Annotated in this window: 17 protein-coding genes; 8 read left to right on the top strand and 9 right to left on the bottom strand. The window is 69.1% G+C overall.

The genetic code is table 11. The features are described from left to right. Positions 1-3,790, bottom strand: a 3,790-nt coding sequence (locus K2Z83_RS21595) for an SdrD B-like domain-containing protein (protein ID WP_220597259.1), incomplete at its 3' end; no start/stop codon positions are given. A 159-nt stretch (positions 3,791-3,949) separates the two neighbouring features. On the opposite strand from K2Z83_RS21595, the gene K2Z83_RS21590 reads away from it, so the two are divergent. Next, positions 3,950-4,585: a CAP domain-containing protein gene (locus K2Z83_RS21590; protein WP_220597258.1), complete on the top strand. Its 636-nt coding sequence runs from the start codon at positions 3,950-3,952 to the stop codon at positions 4,583-4,585. A gap of 22 nt (positions 4,586-4,607) precedes the next feature. Here K2Z83_RS21590 and K2Z83_RS21585 read toward each other — a convergent pair whose 3' ends face one another. Together K2Z83_RS21585 and K2Z83_RS21580 are read right to left on the bottom strand one after the other, a co-directional pair. Further along, positions 4,608-5,204 (bottom strand): hypothetical protein, encoded by a 597-nt coding sequence (locus tag K2Z83_RS21585; RefSeq protein WP_220597257.1) that lies wholly within the window; start codon positions 5,202-5,204, stop codon positions 4,608-4,610. Between the two features lie 12 nt (positions 5,205-5,216). Then, positions 5,217-5,423, bottom strand: coding sequence for a hypothetical protein (locus K2Z83_RS21580; protein WP_220597256.1), 207 nt, complete (start codon positions 5,421-5,423; stop codon positions 5,217-5,219). Positions 5,424-5,847: 424 nt separating this feature from the next. On the opposite strand from K2Z83_RS21580, the gene K2Z83_RS21575 reads away from it, so the two are divergent. Both K2Z83_RS21575 and K2Z83_RS21570 read left to right on the top strand, forming a co-directional pair. Continuing rightward, positions 5,848-6,867, top strand: a complete 1,020-nt coding sequence (locus K2Z83_RS21575) for a potassium channel protein (protein WP_220597255.1) — start codon at positions 5,848-5,850, stop codon at positions 6,865-6,867. Positions 6,868-6,947: 80 nt separating this feature from the next. Then, positions 6,948-8,423, top strand: coding sequence for a CoA-acylating methylmalonate-semialdehyde dehydrogenase (locus K2Z83_RS21570; RefSeq protein WP_220597254.1), 1,476 nt, complete (start codon positions 6,948-6,950; stop codon positions 8,421-8,423). Between the two features lie 347 nt (positions 8,424-8,770). Here K2Z83_RS21570 and K2Z83_RS21565 read toward each other — a convergent pair whose 3' ends face one another. Beyond that, entirely contained in the window at positions 8,771-9,781 is a 1,011-nt protein-coding gene (locus K2Z83_RS21565; RefSeq protein WP_220597253.1) for an alpha/beta hydrolase, read from the bottom strand. Between the two features lie 341 nt (positions 9,782-10,122). Here K2Z83_RS21565 and K2Z83_RS21560 point away from each other — a divergent pair, with 341 nt between their 5' ends. Beyond that, positions 10,123-10,542: a hypothetical protein gene (locus K2Z83_RS21560; protein ID WP_220597252.1), complete on the top strand. Its 420-nt coding sequence runs from the start codon at positions 10,123-10,125 to the stop codon at positions 10,540-10,542. 52 nt (positions 10,543-10,594) lie between these two features. Here K2Z83_RS21560 and K2Z83_RS30120 read toward each other — a convergent pair whose 3' ends face one another. The 4 genes from K2Z83_RS30120 to K2Z83_RS21540 form a co-directional block, all read right to left on the bottom strand. Then, on the bottom strand, positions 10,595-12,847 hold the full coding sequence (locus K2Z83_RS30120; RefSeq protein ID WP_220597251.1) for an excinuclease ABC subunit UvrA: 2,253 nt from the start codon (positions 12,845-12,847) through the stop codon (positions 10,595-10,597). A 160-nt stretch (positions 12,848-13,007) separates the two neighbouring features. Beyond that, positions 13,008-13,403: a VOC family protein gene (locus tag K2Z83_RS21550; protein ID WP_220597250.1), complete on the bottom strand. Its 396-nt coding sequence runs from the start codon at positions 13,401-13,403 to the stop codon at positions 13,008-13,010. Between the two features lie 94 nt (positions 13,404-13,497). Beyond that, the gene (locus tag K2Z83_RS21545; protein WP_220597249.1) at positions 13,498-14,766 is read right to left on the bottom strand and encodes a winged helix-turn-helix domain-containing protein; all 1,269 of its coding nucleotides are present in this window, start codon (positions 14,764-14,766) and stop codon (positions 13,498-13,500) included. Positions 14,767-14,794: 28 nt separating this feature from the next. Further along, a complete protein-coding gene (locus tag K2Z83_RS21540) occupies positions 14,795-15,955 on the bottom strand; it encodes a radical SAM protein (RefSeq protein ID WP_220597248.1) in 1,161 nt (386 codons plus the stop codon). A gap of 77 nt (positions 15,956-16,032) precedes the next feature. Here K2Z83_RS21540 and K2Z83_RS21535 point away from each other — a divergent pair, with 77 nt between their 5' ends. The 4 genes from K2Z83_RS21535 (at position 16,033) to dndB (ending at position 18,997) form a co-directional block, all read left to right on the top strand. Beyond that, positions 16,033-16,242, top strand: coding sequence for a DndE family protein (locus K2Z83_RS21535; protein ID WP_220597247.1), 210 nt, complete (start codon positions 16,033-16,035; stop codon positions 16,240-16,242). Between the two features lie 77 nt (positions 16,243-16,319). Further along, on the top strand, positions 16,320-16,532 hold the full coding sequence (locus K2Z83_RS21530) for a hypothetical protein (RefSeq protein ID WP_220597246.1): 213 nt from the start codon (positions 16,320-16,322) through the stop codon (positions 16,530-16,532). Positions 16,533-16,592: 60 nt separating this feature from the next. Next, a complete protein-coding gene (locus K2Z83_RS21525) occupies positions 16,593-17,759 on the top strand; it encodes a cysteine desulfurase family protein (RefSeq protein WP_220597245.1) in 1,167 nt (388 codons plus the stop codon). A gap of 152 nt (positions 17,760-17,911) precedes the next feature. Then, positions 17,912-18,997 carry a DNA sulfur modification protein DndB gene (gene dndB, locus K2Z83_RS21520; RefSeq protein WP_220597244.1) on the top strand — a complete coding sequence of 362 codons (1,086 nt, stop codon included), beginning with the start codon at positions 17,912-17,914 and terminating at the stop codon, positions 18,995-18,997. Here dndB and K2Z83_RS21515 read toward each other — a convergent pair. Next, positions 18,992-19,990, bottom strand: a complete 999-nt coding sequence (locus tag K2Z83_RS21515; RefSeq protein WP_220597243.1) for an HNH endonuclease — start codon at positions 19,988-19,990, stop codon at positions 18,992-18,994. The genes dndB and K2Z83_RS21515 overlap by 6 nt on opposite strands. Positions 19,991-20,374 lie beyond the last annotated feature (384 nt).

The following is a 20,374-nucleotide window of genomic DNA, read 5'->3' as shown; positions in this document are numbered from 1 at the left end:
TCTGCCCGCCCGCGTTGGGAGCCAGCGTGCCCAGGTCCCAGCTGAGAGTCTGCCCGCTCACGCTGCTCGGCGCGACATCGGCGCTCACGAAGGTCACATCGCCCGGCAGGGTCGCCGTCAGCACCACCCCCTCGGCGGTGCGGGTCAGGCTCGGGTTGGCCCGGTACTGGTTGCCGTAGTTCACCGTGTACCAGAAGGCGCTGCCCTGGCCGACGATGCTGGCCGGGCCGGCGGCGGTCACGAAGACGTTGGGCCGCACCACGCTGACGCTGGCCGTGGCCGTGTTGTCGCCCTGGTCGGCCGGGCGCTCCGGCGTGGTCGTGGCGATCGTCGCCGTCACGTCGAGCCGGTCGGCGGCGAAGGTCGCCGGCAGGCTGACCGGGATCACCCGGCTGCCGCTCGCGCCCGATGCGAGGTCGCCCAGCGGGCAGGTGAGGGTGCGCGGGCCGGCGCTGTAGGCGCAGCCGCTCGGCAGGCTGCCCAGCGTGACGCCGGACGGGATGCTCATGCTCAGGCTGCTGCTGCGGGCCACGCCGGTGCCGGTGTTGCGGTAGGTCGCCGTGATGCTGCCGCTGGCGCCCACCGGGAAGGGCGACGGGCTGATGCTGGCCCCCACGCCGGGGTTGGGGAACTGCACGGTCGTCGTCGCGGTGGAGCTGTTGTTGGCCGGGTCGTCGCCGGTGGTGGCGGTGGCGATCGTGGCCGTGTTGGCCACGCTGGCGGCGGCGCTCACGTCGGCCTTGGCCGCGAAGACCACGCTGCCGCTGGCCCCGGCCGCGAGGCTGGCGAAGGTGCAACTCACCCGCCGGCTAGCCGCCGTGTAGCTACACGCGCCGCCGGGGTTCTGGATGAAGCGGGTGAGGGCCACGCCCGCCGGCAGGGTGTCGGCGATCTGCACCGTGGCGGCGGCGAAGCTGCCGCTGTTGGCGTAGGCCAGCGTGTAGCTGTACTCGTCGCCCACCAGGGCCGTCGCTGGCCCGCTCTTGACGATGCTCACCTCGGGCCGCACCAGGGTGCCGCTGCTGGAGCTGCTGTTGTTGCCCGTTGGGTCGTTCGGGCTGGTGGTGGTGATGCTGGCCGTGTTGGTGACTGGCTGGCTGGTGGCCGCGCCGATGCTGGCCGGGGCGCGCACGGTCAGGGTGATCGCGCCGACCTGCCCGGCGATCAGACTGCCCAGGTTCCAGGTGAGCACCTGCCCGCTGACGCTGCTCGGGGCCGGGCTGGCCGACACGTAGCTCAGCCCGGCGGGCAGGGTGTCGCGGAGCTGCACCCCGGCGGCCGCCAGCGCCCCGGCGTTGCCGTAGTCCAGGGTGTAGCTGAAGGTGCCGCCGACGAGCGCCTGAGCCGGGCCGCTCTTGGTCACCCACACGTCCGGCACGCCGCCGAACAGCCCCAGGTCGAGGGTGGTGTTGACGTGGTTCGGCGGCGCGAGGATGGTCACGTAGGGCGTGGCGTAGCCGGTGCTGGCGTCGGCGTCGCTGTCGGCCGCGTCGCTGCCGCCCCGGTCGCGCAGCGTGGCGCTGAAGGGGGCCGGCGGCGTGGCGAAGGTCACCCGGTAGCGCCCCGGCGGCAGGTCCTTGAAGAGGTATCTGCCGCTGCTGTCCGTCGTCGTTGTCTGGACATAGCCCGCCGGCAGGATGGCGGCGTTGCTCGGGTCGGCGGTGAGGGTGACGGCGAGCCCGGCGTGGCCCGGCTCGCCAGTGTCCTGCACGCCGTCGTGGTCGAGGTCGTCCCAGACCCGGTCGCCGATAGTGCCGACCGCGGCCACGCGGGTCAGGCCGATGTCATGGGTGCGCTGGTCGGCGCGGTTCAGCGGCACCGGCATGGCCATGCCGGTGAGCCCGCCCTCGACCTTGCCGTAGCGCTGCCCCTCCAGCTCGATGTAGCCGTCTACGTTGCTCGCATCGCTATCGGTCGCATCGTTCCCGCCGACGTTCGGGTCGGTGAGGCGCCAGCCCTGCGTGAACAGGGTGGCCCGGCTGCTGGCGGCGATGCGGATGTTGACCGGCGTGTTCGGCGGGGCGGCGAACAGGTAGCGCCCCTGCGCGTCGGTGGTCAGGCTGGCGATCGGCGGGGCCAGCGCCCCGCTCGCCCCGCTGCCCTGGTTGCGGAACAGCTCCATCCTCACGTTCGGGATGCCCGGCTCGCCGGCGTCCTGCACGCCGTCGGCGTCGTTGTCCTGCCAGAGCCGCCCGCCGACGAGGGCGTAGCTGCAGAGCACCTCGACATCGCCGAGGGTGGCGGCCTTGCCGCTCAACGGGTTGCCCGCGCTGATGTCGATCCTCTGCTGGTTGACGATCCCGCCGCCGCTGCTGGCGTAGGTGCGGGTGCCGCGGCTGTTGGCGCCCAGCAGTGAGGTGGCCATCAGCTGCTCGCTGAAGTTGTTCGGCCCCGTGCCGCTCAGGCTGATCGCCGCCGCGCCCATGAAGTTCTCGACGTGGGCTCCAAGCGCGGTGGGCGCACCTGGATAGGCGTGGGTGTTGTCATCGAAGAGGTCGCCTTTTCCGTCGCCCTGGAGCCACCAGGCTCCGCCGCTGAGCTTGTAGGTCAGCACGTCGCCCTGGGCCAGCGACATCAGATCCCCGGCCGGCGGAGCTATTGTGAAGTACTGGTCGCCGGTACGGTCGCGCAGGCCGAGGAACATGGTCTGCCCGTCCTGGCTGAAGGTGATGTCGGTGAGCATTGGCTGGGGGAAGCGCACCGCGCCGTCCGACCGCGAGAGCCCCACAATGCTCACGGGGCCCCAGGGGTTCCACGGGCCTATCTGGGCGAGGCTGCTTCCAGGTCCGGGCATGTAGGTGGTCGGGGGAGAGATCAAGCGGTTGAAGAGGGTGGGCGCTCTGAGGTTCTGGGCCACGGCGACCCCCCAGCCGGCGCCTGGGGCGGATCCGGTGTTCTTGCCGAGCACGTAGGCGGTGGGGGCGACCCAGGGCGGGCTGTTGTTCTTGTGGATGCTGCGCTCGCCCGAGTCGACCAGGCCGACCACCAGGCTCGGCCCGCTGGTCGCGCTGAGCGTCGCCAGCGGGTAGAAGCCGAGGGCGAAGGGGCGCAGGTCGGCCTGCACCGCCGGGTCGCTGCTGATCAGGCCGAAGGGGATGTCCAGGGGCGATAGGGGCACCAGCGCGCCGCCGCTGATGTCGTAGCGCTCGATCCGGCGCAGGTTCAGGTTCATCGCGTAGAGCGTGCGCCCATCGGGGGAGACCTCCAGGTCGCCGAGGCCGACCTTCCCCACCTGATCGGTCATGCCGGTGTCGTTCACATTGGTTGCGGGGCGGTTTGGGCTGCCGACGTTGGGCACGACGGCGGCCGGTGACGGCGAGTAGGTACCGGTGGCGAAGCGGTACTCGTAGATCGCACCCGGCCCGGCGCTGCCGAGGCCGACGCTGCGCTTGAGGTAGGCGGCGGCGAAGATGCGGCGGATGCCGCTGATGCTGCCGTCGTCGTAGGCCAGGCCGTAGGTGGCGCCGATCCCGTTGACGACGGGGCTGTTCGTGCCGTAGATGTCGCTGGCGCCGATCCCGACCAGTTTGGCGCTCGATGTTGCGGTGATCTGGAGCAGGGCCGGGTCGGTGGCGTCCAAGATCGCGGTGGTGTTGAGGATGGTGTTGGCCATGCTGGTGGTGGCGAAGGTCGGCGCACCACTGAGGCAGGGCACGGCGCTGGCGAAGCCGCTGCCGGCGGCGACCTGGGCCAGGGCGGGGGCCGGGCGCGGGGCGAATGGCCCGACGAGCCCGAGCAGCAGGGCGAGCAGGAGGGTGAACAGGGGGCGTTGCGGGCGAAGATGAGTCATACCGGCTCCTTGGGCCAACCCACGAACACAATCCGTCGCAGGACGGATGACAAGTTACACGATACAGTGTATACTGCGATTCCTCGCCGGATGCGAGCCCAGCGGTAACGACCGCCGGTAGGATAGAAGCGGAACCGCCCACATCGCAGGAGCACACTGATGAACCACCGTACGCTGTTCACCCTGTCCGCCCTGGTCGCCCTGGTCGTGCTGACGAGCCTGGGGCTGCGCGCCCGCGCCGCCGAGCTGAATGCGACCCAGAAGGTCTACCTGCCGCTGGTGGTCTGCCCGACCTGCACCGGAAGCGCCGGGAGTGTCACTCCGACGCCGGTCACGCCCACGCCGGTCACTCCCACGCCGGTCACGCCCACGCCGACGCCGAGCCAGGACGCCGCCGAGGTGATCCGGCTGGTGAACATCGAGCGGGCCAAGGTGGGCTGCCCCGCGGTGGTGGCCGAGGCGCACGTGATGGCGGGCGTGCAGGCATGGGCCGAGTACATGTGGGCCAACAACTACTACCAGCACGCGATGATGGACTGGTACGCGCCCTACGGCTACCCGACCGGGGTGATGGAGAACATCGGCGGCGGCGGCGCCCCGGCGCAGATCGTGGATCAGTGGCTGTCGTCGCACATGGGCCACCGCGAGAACCTGCTGTGGTGCTACCCGACCGACGACCCCTCCTACGACCCGAACCGGGTGTACGTGGCCGGGGTGGGCCACGCCGGCACCTATTGGGTGTGGGGGCTGGTGGATCTGCTGCCCGAGGACATCCCCACCGGCCCGCTGCCCTAGCGTCGAGCGCATCGCCGCCCCCCTAGCGCCCTTGCCGCACTGCTGCGGCGGGGGCGTCGTTCGTCGGCTCCTGGGCGGCGAGGGCGTCGGCGAGGGCCGCGCCGAGCAGCCGGCCGGCGACGACGGCGGGGGCGCTCGCGTCGCCGCGCCAGCAGCCGGCCCAGGCGGCGGTCGGGGCGGCGTCGCGGGCGGCGTCGGCGCGCAGCGGGTGGGCGCGGGCGATCTGGCGGGCGGCCACCTCGGCCAGCACGGCCTCGTCGGCGATGGCATGCCCCTCGGCGCGGGCGAGGTCGGCGAGGGCCAGCCCGTCGCTCATGGCCGCGTCGAGGGCGGCGAGCTCGGCCCGCACGCCCGCCTCATCTAGCCCGTCGAGGGCGGCGGCCTGGCGGGCCATGTCGCGCCAGGCGGCGGCGGGGTCGCCCCAGGCGGCCAGGACAACCGGGTCGACGGGCGCGGGCGGGGCGGCCACGTCGCCCGCGGCCACATCGGGCGGCAGGGCGGCCAGGATGGGCGCGGGGTCGGCGACGAGCTGGATCTGGCGGGCCGGCGCGGCGGGCGCGGCGGGCGCGCAGCCGGCCAGGAGCAGGGCGAGGAGCAGGAGCCAGAGACGCGCAGGCATGCCCCCCTCCTCTCAGGCGCATGGCGGCTGGTGCCAGATAGACTCGCTCGCGGGGGGCGGCGGCGGCGGCGGTAGGGGGCATCCGGACGCCAGATAGTGCTCCCGCAGCGCCTCATCGGCGACGATGCCCTGCCCCGCGCCGCCCCAGAGCCGCTCCAGGTCGCGCAGGCTGGCCGACTGATCCCCGCGGGCGTCCTCTGTGCTGTTACCTCTGCTCATCTGCGTTTCTCCGCTGCTATGAAGGGAACCTGTGTTGGCACTACCGCAGAAGTGGCGCTGTGGGATATCGCGTCATGCTGAGCGCAGCGAAGAACCCCGGCCGGGACCCCTCGCTGCGCTCAGGGTGACATGCTGATGCTGATGCCTGCATTCCCGCGTAACCTCTACGGTGTGGCCTATCTTGTGTAGTAGACCGGACAGGCGGGCGGGATCGTTCGCGGGGGAGCGCAGACTCTGGTGGGATCTTTGTGTGGACGAAGGTACCAGGGCCGGGTGGGAGATCTGGACAGCGCAGATGGCACAACCTTCTCGCCGCCCGTGCGGTGTATATAGCTATTGCAGATTGGTGATTGCAGATTGCGAAATGCTGTAGAATGCAATCTGCAATCTGCAATCACCAATCTGCAATGAGCTTGAGGGGCGCGTGGAGGAGAGCGTACAGCGACGGGCGCTACAGCGGCTATTCTTCTCGGTGGGGGCGCTGACCCTGCTGCTGCTGGTGGGCACCGCCGGCTACGCCCTGATCGAGGGCATGAGCTGGATCGACGCTCTCTACATGGTGGTGATCACCGTCAGCACGGTGGGCTTCGGCGAGATCAACCCGCTGACCCCGGCCGGCCGGCTGTTCACCATCGGGCTGATCGGGGCGGGCGCGGGCCTGGTGGCCTTCACCCTGAGCGGGGCGGCCGAGTTCATCCTCTCGGGCGAGTGGCAGGAGTACCTAGACCAGCGGAGGCGCCAGCACATGGTGGAGCAGCTCAGCGAGCACACGATCATCTGCGGCTACGGGCGGATCGGCCGGCACGTCGCCGACGAGCTGCACGCCCAGGGGCTGCCCTTCGTGGTGCTCGACATGAACGAGGCGAAGGTCGAGCATGTCCGCCACAAGGGCTACCTGGCCCTGCGGGGCAACGCGGCCAACGAGGAGGACCTGGAGTCGGCGGGGATCGCGCGGGCCGGCAGCCTGGTCTCCACGGCGAACTCGGACGCCGAGAATGTCTTCATCGTGCTGACGGCGCGCAGCATGCGGCCGGACATGGTGATCGTGGCCCGGGCCAACTTCGACGAGTCGGAGGACAAGCTGCTGCGCGCCGGGGCCACGCGGGTGATTCTGCCCTACCGCATCTGCGGCCGGCGCATGGCCGCCCTGATCTCGCGGCCCGGCGTGGCCGACTTCCTCGACGAGGTGATGCACGCCAGCGGGCTGGAGCTGCTGATCGACCAGGTCATGCTCGACCCCGGCTCGCCCCTGGCCGGGCAGACCCTCGGCACGGCCAACCTGCGCTCGCGGTTCGGCGTCACCGTGCTGGCCGTGGGGCCGCCCGGCGACCGGGTGGACATCAGCCCCGGCGTGCAGACGGTGCTGGCCCCCGGCAGCATGCTGATCGCCCTCGGCACCCGCGTGCAGCTCCAGGCCCTGGCCGCTATCGCCCGCGCCGCGTGAGCGCGGCTCTCGCCCGCACTTCGTAAGGGCGCAGCAGCGCCGCGCTGCTGCGCCCCAACTCTATCGCAAGGAGCCTACCCATGACCGCCATCGTCCGCCTGAACAACTACATCGCCGGGGCCTGGCGCGCGGCCGACGCCGAGGCGCTGCCGGTGGTCAACCCGGCCACCGCCGAGACACTGGCCGAGGTGCCGCTGAGCCCGGCCGCCGAGGTTGCCGCCGCCGCCGAGGCCGCCATGACGGCCCTCCGCGCGTGGCGGCGCGTGCCGGCGGGCGATCGCATCCAGCCGCTGTTCAAGCTGAAGGCCCTGATCGAGGCCAACATCGACGACATCGCGCGCACGATCACCGAGGAGTGCGGCAAGACCCTCGCCGAGTCGCGGGCCGAGATCCAGCGCGGCATCGAGAACATCGAGGTCGCGGCGGGCATCCCCTCGCTGATCCAGGGCTACAACAACGAGGACATCGCCCGCGGGATCGACGAGCACATGTTCCGCCAGCCGGTCGGCGTGGTGGCCGCGGTCACGCCCTTCAACTTCCCCTTCATGATCCCGCTCTGGTACCTGCCCTACGCGATCGCCTGCGGGAACTGCTTCATCCTCAAGCCGAGCGAGAAGGTGCCGCTGAGCAGCCAGAAGCTCTTCGATCTGATCGACCAGATCGGCCTGCCGCAGGGCGTCGTCCAGCTGGTGAATGGCGGCAAGGAGACGGTGGACGCCATCCTCGACCACCCGGACATCCGGGCGATCAGCTTTGTGGGCAGCACGCCGGTGGCGAAGTACATCTACAGCCGGGCGACGGCCAACGGCAAGCGCGCGCAGTGTCAGGGCGGGGCCAAGAACCCAGTGATCATCCTGCCCGACGCCGACATGGACATGGCCGCCAAGATCCTGGCCGACTCGGCCTTCGGCTGCGCGGGCCAGCGCTGCCTGGCCGCCTCGGTGGCCGTCACCGTCGGCTCGGCCCGCCAGGAGTTCGTCGAGCGGATCGCCGACATCGCCAGCAGCCGCAAGGTGGGCTACGGCCTCGACGCGGGCGTGGAGATGGGGCCGGTGATCTCGCAGCAGAGCCGCGAGCGGATCGAGCAGCTGATCGGCCTGGGCAGGCAGGAGGGCGCCGAGCTGCTGGTGGACGGGCGCGGCCGCGCGGTGGCGGGCTACGCCGCCGGCTCCTTCGTCGCGCCGACCATCCTCGACCACGTGGCCCCCGGCGGCGAGCTGGCCCGCACCGAGATCTTCGGCCCGGTGCTCAGCCTGATGCACTCCGAGAGCGTGGACGAGGCGATCGCCATGGTGAACAGCAACCGCTACGGCAACATGGCCTGCATCTTCACCAGCTCGGGCGCGGCGGCGCGCAAGTTCCGCGTCGAGGCGCGGGCCGGCAACATCGGCGTCAACATCGCCGTGCCCGCGCCCATGGCCTACTTCCCCTTCTCGGGCTGGAACGAGAGCTTCTTCGGCGACCTGCACGCCCAGGGGCGGCACGGCGTCGAGTTCTACACTGAGACGAAGGTGGTGGTCGAGCGCTGGCCCAGCGAGTGGAGCCGGACGTTCTGATGCCTGCGGGCGCGGCTGCCACATGATACCGATGAACCTCCCGCATAGGGGATGGCCGCCCCCTGTAGGGCCGAAGCATTCGCACCGGATGAATCTGCGTGTTGCACATGCATGGGGTGCGCATGCTTCGGCCCTACGGTGCCCCCGCCGGGGATGGGCCGCCCCGGCGGGCCGACACGGGGCTGAATTTGATGCGGTGGCGTGTGGAATGCCCGTTGTTTGGCCTGTGCGCGGTGCGGGAGGCGCCCTGCCATTAGCATTGCTTGTGTCGGGCATGGGCTCTGATGCGATCCTGCTCAGCGCCCAACCCCCGACTCCCAACTCCTAACCCCTGCGCTGAAAGTGCCCTAGATCACCGGCTTGACCGGCACGCCGTCGGACCATGCGCCCATGTCGAACTGGAGCTGGTCGGCGCGGGCGCCGTAGCGGATCACCTGGTCGAGGGCGTGCCAGATATAGCGCCAGTTGAGGTTGTCCTCGCGGGCCACCCCGCCCACCGACATCATGGCCATCACGTCGGGGATGAAGCTGGTGTCCACCCCGGCCTGGATGTGGTCGGCGACGAGGGGCGGCGCGCCGTGGGAGTCGCTCTGCGATAGGTAGAGGCGCTTCTCCGCCGAGGCGATCGCGCCGAGGGGCCGCTCCCATGCCTTCGGCGGCACCAGGATGTCGCCCGCGCCGTGCAGGATGGCCACGGGCACCCGCAGCGCGCCGCCGGTCTCGATGATGTCCACCCGGTCGGCGTAGGCGCCGATGATCCTGCCGGTGATGCGGATCGGCGTCGGGATGAGCGACTCCGAGTCGGGGATGGGGTTGGCCGCGATCACCTGCCTGGGCATGAGCCCGGCGGGCACCTTCTCGACCGCGTAGGCCGGCCAGCTCAGCGCGAACAGGCCGCCGAGCGAGTGGCCGAACAGGTAGGTGTCGACCGGGGCGTCCGTCAGCTGCGCCCGCCCGTAGGCGCCGGCCACGCTGGCGATCGCGCTGCCGAGCCAGCCCCGCGGGCTGATCGGGAAGGGGCGGAACAGCGCCTGGGTCAGGTCGCCCATCGTCGTCGGCAGGCTGTCGCCGTAGCGGCAGAAGCCGCGCTGGTAGCTGGGGAAGAAGACGTGGTAGCCCTGCCGGGCCAGGTGGACGAGGTGGCTCTGGTAGATCTCGGCGGCGCCCAGGCAGAAGCCGTGCAGGTAGACGACCGCCTTCATGCGGCCGTCGGTGTCGCGGTACGGGCGCGCGGGCACGTAGGAGCGGATGAAGCTCCCGTCGTCGCACTGGCCGTGCTCGTGGACGGCGAAGTCCGGCGAGCTGTAGCGGTCGCTGTAGTCGGGCCTGGCGGGCTGGGTCGGCATCGTGCGCGGCATCGTCCGGCTCCTCTCATACCATTTCAGATTGCAGATTTTGGATTGCAGATTGCCGTGCATGGCGTTCTAACGCGCTCTAGAGGCGGCGCGTATGCGGCTTGCTCAATTCCAGCTGGTATCATTTCCGGGGCCGTGCGGGCTGAGCCAGCGCAAGTATAGTCAAGCCTCGCGGGCGGTGGGGTGGTGAGTTGATCACCGGGGGTAGCGTCATGTCCGCCGGCGCGATCGCGCGCATGGTCACGCTGCGCAGGTGCATCCTGTCTGCCCGTGCTACAATTCATCGACGCCGGCCGCATTGTATCGCACCCGCCGCGGCGCCGCCTGGACAAGGAGCGACAGCGATGATCAGCCTGGAGATGGCCCGCCAGCTGCGCGAGGCCGGCCTGGAGTGGCGGCCCGCCGAGCGCGATGTCTTCGCCCTGCCGGGGCACGACATGGACGGCCAGGTGTTTGTGGTGAGCCCGCTCCCGGCGCTGGTGCAGCGCTACAACGGCATGCCGGTGGTGGCCTTCCAGACCAGCGCCGAGTGGGCGCTCGACTATGTGATGCTGGCGGAGGCGATGTGGATGCCCTCCGAGGGCCAGCTGCGCGAGGCCCTGGCCGGGCTGCTCGCCCCCGACGCGCCGCTGGGCCTGTCCCGCACCGCCCTCGGCTACCGCTGCGCCATCGCGCTCGGCGGCCAGCCCCGCAGCTTCGACGGCCCCGACGCCGAGACGGCCTACGCCCAGGCGCTGATCGCGGCCCTCGTGTACGCGGCGTAGGGACGCAGCGCGCCGCGTCCCTCTTGCGCATCTGGGTTCTCTTTTAATCTCGTTAGGCCTCGGCCATGTAGGCACCGGTGAGCGAGCCCTCGGCCCCCACCAGCTGCCGAGGCGTCCCCGTAAACATCACCCGCCCGCCCTTGCTGCCGCCCTCTGGCCCCATGTCGATGATCCAGTCGGCGTTCCTGATCACATCCAGGTTGTGCTCGATCACCACCACCGTGTTGCCGCTGTCGACAAGCCGGTCGATCACCTCAAGCAGGTGGCCGATGTCCGACATGTGCAGCCCGGTGGTCGGCTCGTCCATCACATAGATGCTGCCCTTCTTGTGCAGCTCGCTGGCCAGCTTGATCCGCTGGCACTCGCCGCCCGAGAGGGTGCTCAGCGGTTGCCCCAGGCTCAGGTAGCCCAGCCCCACATCGCGCATGGCCCGCAGCTTGCGTACGACCTCCTTGAGCGTGAAGAAGTCGAGCGCCTGCTGGACGCTCATGGCCAGCACGTCGCTGATCGACCTGCCGTCTAGGGTGTAGCCGAGCACCTCGTCCTTAAAGCGCCGGCCCTCGCAGGCCTCGCAGGGCGTCTTGACGCCGCTCATAAATGCCAGGTCGGTGTAGATCACCCCCAGGCCCTGACATGTCTCGCAGGCGCCCTTCGAGTTGAAGCTGAACAGCGAGGGGCTGACCTTATTGGCGGCCGCGAAGGCCTTGCGCACGTCGTCCATGATCCCGGTGTAGGTCGCCGGGTTCGAGCGGGTCGAGGTCCCCACGGCGGCCTGGTCGATCACCACCGCCTCGGGGTGCTGGCGCAGGAACTCCTGGTTGATCAGCGAGCTCTTGCCCGAGCCGGCCACGCCCGTCACCACCGTGAGCACGCCCACCGGGATGTCGACGCTGACGTGCTGGAGGTTGTTCGCGCAGGCGTTGGTGATCGCGATCTGGCCCTTGGCGGCGCGGGCATGCGCCTTGATCGGGTGCGACTTCTGCATGTGCCGGCCGGTGATCGTGTCGGACTGGAGCAGCCCCGCGAAGCTGCCCTCGTAGACGACCGTGCCGCCGCCGCTGCCGGCGAGCGGCCCGACATCGACGATGTGGTCGGCCGCCCTGATCACGTCGGGGTCGTGCTCGACCACGATCACCGTGTTGCCCTTGTCGCGCAGCTTCAAGAGCAGCTCGTTCATGCGATGCACGTCGCGCGGGTGCAGGCCCACGCTCGGCTCGTCGAAGATGTACATCACATCCACCAGGCTGCTGCTCAGGTGCTTGACGATCTTGACCCGCTGCGACTCGCCGCCGGAGAGGGTGTCGGTCTCGCGGTCGAGGCTGAGGTACTCCAGGCCGATGTCGACCAGGTGCTGGAGGCGCTCGGCGAGCGTGGCGACTGTCGGCGCCACCGAGGGGTCGTCGATCTCGCGGATCACCCCGATCAGCGCGCCGACCTCCATGGCCGCGAGCTCGGCGATGGTGTGGCCGTTGATGGTGCAGCTCAGGGCCGCCTGGCTCAGGCGCGCGCCCTTGCAGAGCGGGCACGGCCCGAGGGTCAGGTAGGGCTCGACGGCCTTCTGGGTGCGCTCCGAGAGGGTCTTCAGGTCGCGCGTGATGTACTTGCGGCTGAACTTGTTGATGACGCCCTCGAAGGTGAGGTTGATCGGCTTGCCCGCGACCTCGGTCTTCACCTTGTAGGGCTCGCCGCGCAGCAGCCGCTCCATCTCCTGCTCGGAGTAGTCGTCCAGCCGCTTGTCATTGTCGAACAGCCCGGACTGCGTGCAGATGCTCCAGTCCCAGCTGCCGACGGCGTAGTCGGGGAAGAGGATGGCGCCCTGGTTCAGCGAGCGGGATGTGTCGAGGAAGCGGCGCATATCCACGCCGATCTTGCGGCCGATCCCGCTGCACTCGGGGCACATGCCCTGCGGGTCGTTGAACGAGAAGAGGTTGTAGTTGCCGATGTGGGGACGACCGACGCGCGAGAAGAGCATGCGCAGGACGGTGTAGATATCGGTGATCGTGCCCATAGTCGAGTGCGACCCGCCGCCCATGCGCTTCTGGTCGACCACGATCGCCATGCTCAGGTTCTCGATCGCGTCGGCGTCGGGCTGGGCGAAGCGCGGCAGGAAGTTGCGGACGAACATGCTGAAGTTCTCGTTCAGCAGGCGCTGGGCCTCGCTGGCGATCGTGTCGAAGACGATCGAGGACTTGCCGGAGCCGGACACGCCGGTGAAGATGGTGATCTTGCGCTTGGGGATGCGCAGCGACACCTCCTTGAGGTTGTTCTCGCGGGCGCCGCGGATCTCGATATACTCCTGGATCACGGTGCGCTCCTCTATAGATCGCTTGTGGGCCGCATGATGCTGCGTCACTATAGCACGAGCGTTCGCCGGCGCCTATCCGACCAGGGGCGGAGTCCGCGCAGAGCTGTTGCCAATGCTGGGATGATCACGGTGCCGGCATCGCCGGGCATGGGCGTGGCGCTTAGCTCAGATTGAGCTGCCAGGAGACCCCAAAGCGGTCGTTGAGCCAGCCGAACCTCTGGCTGAACCCGTAGTTGTCGAGCGGCATGAGCACCTCGCCGCCCGCCGAGAGTGCCTCGAAGGCTCTGCTCAGCTCGTCCTCGCCCTCACATTCGACGAAGAGCGAGATCGACGGCGTGAAGCTGAAGGCGTGCTTCTGCGGGCTGTCGATACACATTACGCTATGCCCGCCCAGGATGAGGTCCGCCTTTCGCACGCTGCCCTCCGCCCCACCCTCCCCCGGGCCGTAGCGATCGATCTGGGTGATCGAAGAGCCCTTGAAGAGAGAGACGTACAGATTGATCGCCTCCTCGGCGGCCCCTTCGAACATCAGAAATGTCGAGACAGTACGTGCCATAAGAGACTCCTTTCATCATGTCCTCATGGGCATGGAGCTGGACGAGGCCAAGATCGAGTCCGAGCGCGACCTGCGCTGGAAGGCCTGAGGCGATTTAGGATGCGCATAGAGCGTCTGCCCGCTCGCGCAGCAGCGGCTCGCGGATCGCCGTCGCGTCCAGCCCGCTCGCGCCGAGGAAGGCCACGAACCGCGCGAACCCGCGCGCCAGCGCCTCGGCGAACGCAGGGTCGTCGCCGAGGGCCGCATCCTCCAGCCACAGGCCCAGGACGACGAAGGTGCCGGTCGCCCGGTCGAGCTTGCTGTCGAACCGCGCGACCAGCCGGTCGCCCCACAGCACCGGCAGGGTGTAGTAGCCGAAGGTGCGCTTCTCCGCGGGCTTGTAGACCTCCCAGATGTAGTCGAAGCCAAACAGCACCTTGGCCCGCCCGCGCGCGCTGACCTGATCGAGCGGCGCGAGGAAGACGACCTCCTCCGTCGTGGGTATCTCCAGCGGCGCCCATGCCTGCGGCACGCGCCCGGCGCTCACCTCGTGCAGCGCCTCAGCGTCGCTGCCGAGCGCGTAGTGCAGCGCCTTCCAGCCCTCGACCTGCACCGCGATCAGCTCGCCGTCGGACAGCAGCTCCGCGATGCGCTGCTTCGCGCTGCCGAATGAGACGCCGCGAAAGAACGCGTCGCTTGATCGGCTCAGCCGCGACAGGCCGGAGAAGCTGACGTCCTTCGTGATCAGGAAGCGGTCGGCCTCGGCCTCGTCGCTCTCGCGGATGAGATGGGCGGGCGCGACCGCCTCCGTGAGCGCGTAGACGCGCTCGAAGTTCTCGCGGTGGTGGGTCATCACCTCGCCGGTGCGCCACATGTAGTACAGGGCCAGCGCGCTGTCCTTGCGTCCGCGATAGCTCTGGGTGCGCGTGCGCGTCGCCATCTTGAAGTCGCGGTTGCTCACCGTGCCGCGCTCGCGCAGGATGTCGCGCATCTCAACGATCGCCTCGGCGTGGTCGCGGCCCATCGTCTGGATGCGCGAGTCGCGGCCAGGCTCGCCATCCCGCTCGCGGCGCATGACCACGCGCCAGTGCGGCAGCTCGTCCATCGGCCGGGCGGCCAGCCAGCCGCCCCAGTCGAAGAACTTGCGCTGCTGGTAGGCCAGATCCTCCCACATGCCCGGCGCGTAGTCGAGGACTCGGCTGTGCAGCGTGATGTCGTGGCTGCGCGCGATGATCTGCAGCGGGTCGAGCTGCAGGTACTCGATCGCGCGCATGGCCTGCTCGGCGCCCGCGACGCCGCGCCAGCGGCGGCCGGGCCACAGGCCCTGCTTGCCGAGGATGAAGCGGCGGGCCGCGTCGATGGTGAGGTTGATAGGTAGCATCATGGGCTTTCTCGTGTCACTCTCGCGTAGCCTACCACAGCCGCAGCTGCACCGCCGACGCGCGCCCGTCGAGCAGCACATAGGGCGCGGCCCAGCTTGTGGTCACGCCAAGCGCCTTGAGCTGACTCATGTCGCGCAGCCTAGCCTCGCGGCGGGCGGCGATGATCTTGTCGGCGCTCTTGGGGCCGATGCCGGGGACGCGCAGCAGGGCGCTGCGCGAGGCCCGGTTCAGCTCGACCGGATCGTGCAGGTTGCGCTCGGCCCAGACCTGCTTGGGCGTCCTATCGCGCGGCAGCAGCCCGTCGGCGTCGAAGGGCAGCTCGTCATAGCGGAAGCCGTAGTCGCGCAGCATAAAGTCGGACTGGTAGAGCCGCAGGGCGCGGGCCGGGTCCTCGGCGGGCTGGTCGGAGAAGGGCGATCGGTCGATCGGCTTGAATGCCGAGAAGTAGGCCCGCCAGAGGCCGAGCTCCCTGTGGGCGCGCTGGACGGTCTCAAGCAGCTCGCAGTCGCTCTCGCCGGCGGCGCCGACGACAAACTGCGTTGTCAGGCTGCGCGCGGCCGGGCGGCCCTCGGCCCGCGCCCGGCGGATCAGCTCGGCGGCCCAGGCCATGCGCCCCCACATATCGCCGGCGAACTCCTTGTCGGGGGCCAGCTCGCTGAGCCGGGCCTGGCTGGGCGCCTCCAGGTTCAGGCTGACGCGATCGGCCAGCTCGACCGCGCGCGCGATCAGGTCGCGCGAGGCGCCGGGGATGAGCTTGAGGTGGATGTAGCCGGCGTAGCCCTCTTTCAGCCGCAGGCGCTCGACCGTGCCGAGCATCTTCTCCATGGTCGTGTCGGCGTCGGGCACGATCCCCGAGGAGAGGAACAGCCCGTCGACCCGCCGCTGCTGGCTGAGCGAGATGAAGGTCGTCGCCAGCTCATCGGGCTTGAAGGTCGTCCGCTGGCGCTTGATCGCGCATGACGTGAAGCAGTAGGGGCAGGAGAACCGGCAGGCGTTCGTCTGGAGCACCTTGAACAGGCGGGCGGTGCCGCCGCCCGTCTTCTGGGCGCCGTAGATGAATCCCGTCTCGTGGCGGATGCCCCGCTGGATGCTCTGGGTGGCGGGCGCGTCCGTCTGCTCCTCGGCGGCCTCTGCGCCGAGGATGGCCAGCTTCTGCTGAATATCGGGCTCGACCTTGATCAGCGCGTCCATGGCTACGCCCTCCCCCGCGAGATCTGATACAGATGCGCTTTGATTATAGCACGCATGTGCAAGAGGTGCCGTGCGCCATGCGCGCAGCTGAAACGGCGTTGGCAGGCCGCTACGACGCCCTGATCATCGCCATGCTGCGCCAGCGCTGCCTGGCCGACCAGCTGCCCGCCTACGGCGACGTCTTCGACGCCCAGCTCCACGCCCACATGAACCGCGGCGTCCTGCTGCTCTACCAGCGCGCCAAGTCCCTGCCCGACCTCTGCGCCCTGGCGGCGGGGGAGGGGTAATCGGCAGGAGGCAGGAGGCAGGAGGCAGGTGTATACTACGTATAGGACGAGCGGCACATGCGGAGGAGGCGTGTGCTATGACGACGACACTCGAAGCAGCGTTTAGCGAGGCAGCAAAGCTTGCGCCTGAAGATCAAAAGCTGTTCGCCGCCTGGATCATCTCCGAGCTGAAGGCCGAGCATCGCTGGAATACGCTTTTTGCGAGGAGTGCCGATACCCTCAATGCGCTCGCAGATGAAGCTCTGCGCGAATTTCGGGCGGGCACAACGAAGCCGCTGGATGTAGACTGAAAACGCCGTGAAATCACGCACCACTGAGAGATTTTGAACCTTGTCTCATGAGGTGCCATCATGCCTACCACGCCGATCTACATGGACCACCACGCCACCACGCCGGTTGAGCCGCGCGTGCTAGCGGCCATGCTGCCCTTCTTCACCGAGGTCTTCGGCAACGCGGCCAGCAAGGACCACGAGTTCGGCTACCAGGCCAGCCATGCCGTCGAGCAGGCCCGCGCCCAGGTTGCCGCGCTGGTCGGCGCCCGCCCCGACGAGATCATCTTCACCAGCGGGGCCACCGAGTCCGATAACCTGGCCCTCTTCGGGGTGGCCGAGCGCTACGCCGACAGGGGCGACCATATCATCACCTGTGTCACCGAGCACAAGGCCATCCTCGATGCGGCGAAGCGCCTGGAGGCGCAGGGCAGGCGGGTGAGCTACCTGGGCGTTGACCAGTACGGCCAGATCGACCTGGACGAGCTGCGCGCGGCGATCACCCCGCAGACGGTGCTGATCTCGATCATGGCCGCCAACAACGAGATCGGCACGCTGGCCCCGCTGGCCGCGATCGGCCAGATCGCCCGCGACCACGGCGTGCTCTTCCACACCGACGCCACCCAGGCGGCGGGGTATGTGCCGCTCGACGTGCAGCAGATGCAGATCGACCTGCTCTCGCTCTCGGCGCACAAGATGTACGGCCCCAAGGGCGTCGGCGCGCTCTATGTGCGGCGCAGCGGCCCGCGCGTGCGCGTGGCCCCGCAGATCTACGGCGGCGGCCACGAGCGCGGCATGCGCTCGGGCACGCTCAATGTGCCGGGGATCGTCGGCCTTGGCGCGGCGGCGGAGATCGCCCGGCGCGAGATGAAGCAGCAGGCGGCCCAGCTGCGAGCACGGACCGCGCAGCTCTTCGCCGGCTTGCAGCAGCGCATCGCAGGGGTCGCGCTCAACGGCCACCCCAGCGAGCGCCTGCCGCACAACCTGAACATCTACATCCCCGGCGTCGAGAGCCGCGCCTTCATCGCTGGCCTCAAAGATCTGGCCGTGGCCACCGGCTCGGCCTGCACCAGCGCCTCGGTCGAGCCATCGCACGTGATCAGCGCCCTGGGCTTCGGCGAGGAGCGCGCCCACCGCTCGCTGCGCTTCGGCCTGGGGCGCAGCAACGACGCCGCGCAGGTCGATGCCGCGATCGCGATCGTCGCCCGCCGCGCCGCCGAGCTGCGGGCGATGATCGCGGCGGCGTAGCCGCTATGGGATCTCCTGCTCATCCCGCGCAAGCTGGTCCACCGTCACCCCGAAGTAGTCCGCGAGCTGGAGGGCGTGGCGTTTGGTCGCCTGTGCTACAATCGCCTGGCTCCCATGAACTGATTCCGATAGCCTGCCCTGAGCATCATACGATGGTTTCATTGAACACCGGCGCCTACACCTTCCCCGCGCTGCGCATCCGCCAGGGCGAGCATCACTACTACCTGATCCAGTGCCCGCTGCGGCTCATCCCGCGCATGCTGCTCTTCGATGAGGCTGAAGTTCCGGCGTCAATCCGTCGCGCGCAGACGCTCGACCCGGCCAGCGTCACGCGCTGGGGGCAGTACCTCGCTGCACATCCAGCCGACTATGTCATGCCCCCGCTCATCGCCAGCGTCGATGGAGATCTTCTGTTTGAGCCGCTTGCGCCGGAGCAGCCGGAGATTGGTCGGCTGCGGATCTCAATCGAGGCGCGCCTGATCGTCCGCGACGGCCAGCACCGCCGGGCGGCGATTCAGGCGACCCTCGCCGAGCACAGCGCCCTGGCCGACGACTCTGTCCCGCTTATGCTCATCCCCGACCCCGAGCTGCGCCGGGCGGCAGCGCTCTATCGCGATCTTCATCCCAGCCACGCCCGGCCCACCATGTCAAAGCGGGTGCTCCAGGACCGGGGCGACCTCGCGGCGCTCGTGCGCCAGCTTGTCGATGAGCTTCCGCTCTTTCAGGGCTTGACCGAGATTGAGAAGACGACGATCTCGAACCGCTCGACCGCGCTCTTCACGCTGAGCGCGATCTATCAGGCGACCCAGGCGCTGCTCGGCGTCGGGGCGGGCGATGTGCTGGGCGATGATCGCGTCGCGCTGGCCTTCCAGTTCTGGCAGTCGCTCGGCGAGATCGTGCCCGAGTGGCGGCAGATCATCGGCCGCGAGACGACGGCGTCAGCCCTGCGGCAGGCATACATCCACTCACACACCGTCACGCTGCTGGCGATCGGCATGGCAGGCAACGCGCTGATCACCGCGCACCCCGCCGACTGGAAGGAACGGCTTACGGCCCTGGGCGATGTGGACTGGTCGCGCGCGAACACGTCGCTCTGGGAGGGCCGGGCGATGGTGCGCGGCAAGATGAGCAAGACCCGCGACAGCATCAGCCTGACGGCCAGCGCGATCAAGCAGATCCTCGGCCTTGAGCTGACCGAGCGCGAGCGTGAGCTGGAGCGGCTTGTCGCTGGCCTATAGCAGCGGGTAGGGGCTTGTCGCTCGGTAGATGCTACTCATGTGCCAGCGCAGCGCTGCCCGCGCCGGCCAGAGGGCGCGCTCGCGCGGCATCACAATCTCGCGCCCGTCCAGCGCCAGGATCGCCTCGGCGCGCTGCGCGTCGAGCCGGAGGATCGGCGAGACCTGCAGCGTGTACGCGGGCGTGACGGCGATCAGCCCCTGGTCGAAGACCCAGTGGTGAAGCCCGCAGAGCGCCATCCCGTTGCGCGGGTCGTCGTTGTGGCTGTGGCTCCAGGGCACAATATGCGCCGCCGCGATCGCCGTGCGACCCTCGGGCGTCACGATTCGGACGTGGCACATCGCGCAGGTGTGGTTGTAGGCTGAGGCCACCACGCGCCGAAATCCCGCTGAGCGCGCCTCGGCAACATAGGTGTCGGCATCTGTCGGGGCATCCTGAAGCGTGAAGCGGCCCCGCGAGCGGTTCAGCAGATCGCGGCTGTAGGCAAATGAGCTGGTCGTGATATGGCTAACCTCGACGATGGTCGGGCGCGCATCCGGCGTGAAGTAGGTCTCGATCAGCACGCGGCGAAGCTCATCGCGACTCTCCGTCGTCTGGAGCAGCTGGTACAGCTCGTCGTCGATCCTCGCTCCAAGTGCATGGCTCTTGATCCGCCGGAAAATCTCGTTGCGGTCTACGCCGTGCAGATCCGGCTCCTCCCCGCTCGCGTCGACCAGATGCCAGAAGCCCTCGCTGCGCATGTGATTGAAGGGCATCACCGGGTTGCTCTCGCGATCGCCGCCGACAACCCGCACCCAGTACAGATCAAAGGCGTCCATCAGGTCGGCGTTGAGTCGAATCACGTTGGCGTTGATGACCTGCTGCGCGATCAGATCCATGACCGCCATGAGCAGAAGAGGCTTGTATGGCGCGCGATGCAGTGCCGCCTCTGGCCAGTAGGGCTTGGCGTCGGCGCGCAACGTGGCGAAGGCGGCGGTGTAGTGGGCGAGGGGCATACGCAGCGGTGTCGAAGATACGCTAAACCGGGGCTACCTTCGTAGTATAGCACCCTGCGCCGCCCGCACCGGCACGTGGCGCAGCCGTCTACCTTGGCGCCGCGCGGTGCCGCGCGGGCGCGCAGAGGCTTTGGCAGGGCGCGCAGAGGCTTTGGCAGGGCGCGCAGAGGCTTTGGCAGGGCGCGCAAAGGCTTTGGCAGGGCGCGCAAAGGCTTTGGCGGGGCGCGCAAAGGCTTTGGCAGGGCGCGCAAAGGCTTTGGCAGGGCGCGCAAAGGCTTTGGCGGGGCGCGCAAAGGCTTTAACAGGGCGCGCAAAGGCTTTAACAGGGCGCGCAAAGGCTTTAACAGGGCGCGCAAAGGCTTTAACAGGGCGCGCAAAGGCTTT

The organism is Oscillochloris sp. ZM17-4 (genome assembly GCF_019599295.1).
GTDB lineage: Bacteria > Chloroflexota > Chloroflexia > Chloroflexales > Chloroflexaceae > Oscillochloris.
Note: the sequence above shows the minus strand (reverse complement) of the source record. Positions and strands in the feature narration are given on the sequence as shown.

Excerpts from the sequence above, each read along its gene's own strand:
- K2Z83_RS21590 (WP_220597258.1), top strand. The coding sequence starts at position 3,950 with ATGAACCACCGTACGCTGTTCACCCTGTCCGCCCTGGTCGCCCTGGTC.
- K2Z83_RS21585 (WP_220597257.1), bottom strand. The coding sequence starts at position 5,204 with ATGCCTGCGCGTCTCTGGCTCCTGCTCCTCGCCCTGCTCCTGGCCGGC.
- K2Z83_RS21580 (WP_220597256.1), bottom strand. The coding sequence starts at position 5,423 with ATGAGCAGAGGTAACAGCACAGAGGACGCCCGCGGGGATCAGTCGGCC.
- K2Z83_RS21570 (WP_220597254.1), top strand. The coding sequence starts at position 6,948 with ATGACCGCCATCGTCCGCCTGAACAACTACATCGCCGGGGCCTGGCGC.
- K2Z83_RS21565 (WP_220597253.1), bottom strand. The coding sequence starts at position 9,781 with ATGCCGCGCACGATGCCGACCCAGCCCGCCAGGCCCGACTACAGCGAC.
- K2Z83_RS21560 (WP_220597252.1), top strand. The coding sequence starts at position 10,123 with ATGATCAGCCTGGAGATGGCCCGCCAGCTGCGCGAGGCCGGCCTGGAG.
- K2Z83_RS21550 (WP_220597250.1), bottom strand. The coding sequence starts at position 13,403 with ATGGCACGTACTGTCTCGACATTTCTGATGTTCGAAGGGGCCGCCGAG.
- K2Z83_RS21545 (WP_220597249.1), bottom strand. The coding sequence starts at position 14,766 with ATGATGCTACCTATCAACCTCACCATCGACGCGGCCCGCCGCTTCATC.
- K2Z83_RS21540 (WP_220597248.1), bottom strand. The coding sequence starts at position 15,955 with ATGGACGCGCTGATCAAGGTCGAGCCCGATATTCAGCAGAAGCTGGCC.
- K2Z83_RS21535 (WP_220597247.1), top strand. The coding sequence starts at position 16,033 with ATGCGCGCAGCTGAAACGGCGTTGGCAGGCCGCTACGACGCCCTGATC.
- K2Z83_RS21530 (WP_220597246.1), top strand. The coding sequence starts at position 16,320 with ATGACGACGACACTCGAAGCAGCGTTTAGCGAGGCAGCAAAGCTTGCG.
- K2Z83_RS21525 (WP_220597245.1), top strand. The coding sequence starts at position 16,593 with ATGCCTACCACGCCGATCTACATGGACCACCACGCCACCACGCCGGTT.
- dndB (WP_220597244.1), top strand. The coding sequence starts at position 17,912 with ATGGTTTCATTGAACACCGGCGCCTACACCTTCCCCGCGCTGCGCATC.
- K2Z83_RS21515 (WP_220597243.1), bottom strand. The coding sequence starts at position 19,990 with ATGCCCCTCGCCCACTACACCGCCGCCTTCGCCACGTTGCGCGCCGAC.